We start from the raw sequence: 3,007 nt of genomic DNA on the forward strand, positions 1-3,007 counted from the left end.
ATGTCTCTCGCTCATTCAAATAATGAGAGACAACTTTGGTGATTTGAACATCAACTCGAAACTCCTTCGGGTTGTATGGTTAAGTGACTAAGCGTACACGGTGGATGCCTTGGCAGTCAGAGGCGATGAAGGACGTATTAACTTGCGATAAGCCCAGATTAGGTAGTAAAAACCATTTGAGTCTGGGATTTCCGAATGGGGAAACCCAATACCATAAGGTATTACTGTTGAGTGAATACATAGCTCAACAGGGCGAACCGGGGGAACTGAAACATCTAAGTACCCCGAGGAAAAGAAATCAACCGAGATTCCGAAAGTAGCGGCGAGCGAAATTGGACTAGCCCTTAAGCTTTACACGCGTTAGACGAACAGCCTGGAAAGGCCGACGATACAGGGTGATAGTCCCGTAGTTGACGACGTGTGTTCAGTGAAATCGAGTAGGGCGGGACACGTGATATCCTGTCTGAATATGGGGGGACCATCCTCCAAGGCTAAATACTACTGACTGACCGATAGTGAACCAGTACCGTGAGGGAAAGGCGAAAAGAACCCCTGTGAGGGGAGTGAAATAGAACCTGAAACCGTGTACGTACAAGCAGTAGGAGCAGGCTTTGTCCTGTGACTGCGTACCTTTTGTATAATGGGTCAGCGACTTATATTCAGTGGCAAGGTTAACCATCTAGGGGAGCCGTAGGGAAACCGAGTCTTAACTGGGCGTTCAGTCTCTGGATATAGACCCGAAACCAGGTGATCTAGCCATGGGCAGGTTGAAGGTTGAGTAACATCAACTGGAGGACCGAACCGACTAATGTTGAAAAATTAGCGGATGACTTGTGGCTAGGGGTGAAAGGCCAATCAAACCTGGAGATAGCTGGTTCTCCCCGAAAGCTATTTAGGTAGCGCCTCGGACGAATACTACTGGGGGTAGAGCACTGTTAAGGCTAGGGGGTCATCCCGACTTACCAACCCTTTGCAAACTCCGAATACCAGTAAGTACTATCCGGGAGACACACGGCGGGTGCTAACGTCCGTCGTGGAGAGGGAAACAACCCAGACCGCCAGCTAAGGTCCCAAATTACTACTAAGTGGGAAACGATGTGGGAAGGCTCAGACAGCCAGGATGTTGGCTTAGAAGCAGCCATCATTTAAAGAAAGCGTAATAGCTCACTGGTCGAGTCGGCCTGCGCGGAAGATGTAACGGGGCTAAGTAGTAAACCGAAGCTGCGGCAATGCACTTTAGTGCATTGGGTAGGGGAGCGTTCTGTAAGCGGTTGAAGGTGTGTGGTAACGCATGCTGGACGTATCAGAAGTGCGAATGCTGACATGAGTAACGATAAAGGGGGTGAAAAACCTCCTCGCCGGAAGACCAAGGGTTCCTGTCCAACGTTAATCGGGGCAGGGTAAGTCGACCCCTAAGGCGAGGCCGAAAGGCGTAGTCGATGGGAAACGGGTTAATATTCCCGTACTTCTTACAATTGCGATGGGGGGACGGAGAAGGCTAGGTGGGCCTGGCGACGGTTGTCCAGGTTCAAGTGCGTAGGCTTGAGAGTTAGGTAAATCCGGCTCTCTTTAAGGCTGAGACACGACGTCGAGCTACTACGGTAGTGAAGTCATTGATGCCATGCTTCCAGGAAAAGCCTCTAAGCTTCAGATTGTAAGGAATCGTACCCCAAACCGACACAGGTGGTCGGGTAGAGAATACCAAGGCGCTTGAGAGAACTCGGGTGAAGGAACTAGGCAAAATGGTACCGTAACTTCGGGAGAAGGTACGCTCTCGACGGTGAAGTCCCTTGCGGATGGAGCTATTGAGAGTCGCAGATACCAGGTGGCTGCAACTGTTTATTAAAAACACAGCACTGTGCAAAATCGCAAGATGACGTATACGGTGTGACGCCTGCCCGGTGCCGGAAGGTTAATTGATGGGGTTAGACTTCGGTCGAAGCTCTTGATCGAAGCCCCGGTAAACGGCGGCCGTAACTATAACGGTCCTAAGGTAGCGAAATTCCTTGTCGGGTAAGTTCCGACCTGCACGAATGGCGTAATGATGGCCACGCTGTCTCCACCCGAGACTCAGTGAAATTGAAATCGCTGTGAAGATGCAGTGTACCCGCGGCTAGACGGAAAGACCCCGTGAACCTTTACTACAGCTTGGCACTGAACATTGACCCTACATGTGTAGGATAGGTGGGAGGCTTTGAAGCGCAGTCGCTAGATTGCGTGGAGCCGTCCTTGAAATACCACCCTTGTAGTGTTGATGTTCTAACGTTGACCCCTTATCGGGGTTGCGGACAGTGCCTGGTGGGTAGTTTGACTGGGGCGGTCTCCTCCCAAAGCGTAACGGAGGAGCACGAAGGTGGGCTAATCACGGTTGGACATCGTGAGGTTAGTGCAATGGCATAAGCCCGCTTGACTGCGAGAATGACAATTCGAGCAGGTGCGAAAGCAGGTCATAGTGATCCGGTGGTTCTGAATGGAAGGGCCATCGCTCAACGGATAAAAGGTACTCCGGGGATAACAGGCTGATACCGCCCAAGAGTTCATATCGACGGCGGTGTTTGGCACCTCGATGTCGGCTCATCACATCCTGGGGCTGAAGTCGGTCCCAAGGGTATGGCTGTTCGCCATTTAAAGTGGTACGCGAGCTGGGTTTAGAACGTCGTGAGACAGTTCGGTCCCTATCTGCCGTGGGCGTTGGAGAATTGAAAGGGGCTGCTCCTAGTACGAGAGGACCGGAGTGGACGAACCTCTGGTGTTCGGGTTGTGTCGCCAGACGCATTGCCCGGTAGCTAAGTTCGGGATCGATAACCGCTGAAAGCATCTAAGCGGGAAGCGAGCCTTGAGATGAGTTCTCCCTGATACTTTAAGTATCCTAAAGGGTTGTCGTAGACTACGACGTTGATAGGCAGGGTGTGTAAGCGTTGTGAGGCGTTGAGCTAACCTGTACTAATTGCCCGTGAGGCTTAACCATACAACACCCAAGGGGTTTTGATGGACTCAATGAAAGAAC

At 51.3% G+C, this 3,007-nt stretch carries 1 rRNA gene; it reads left to right on the plus strand.

Features of this window, described 5'->3' with window-relative positions:
* Positions 1-77 precede the first annotated feature (77 nt).
* Positions 78-2,968, plus strand: a 23S ribosomal RNA gene (locus tag R7040_RS24275).
* The last annotated feature ends 39 nt before the right edge of the window (positions 2,969-3,007 follow it).

The organism is Vibrio sp. 1069 (assembly GCF_033340555.1).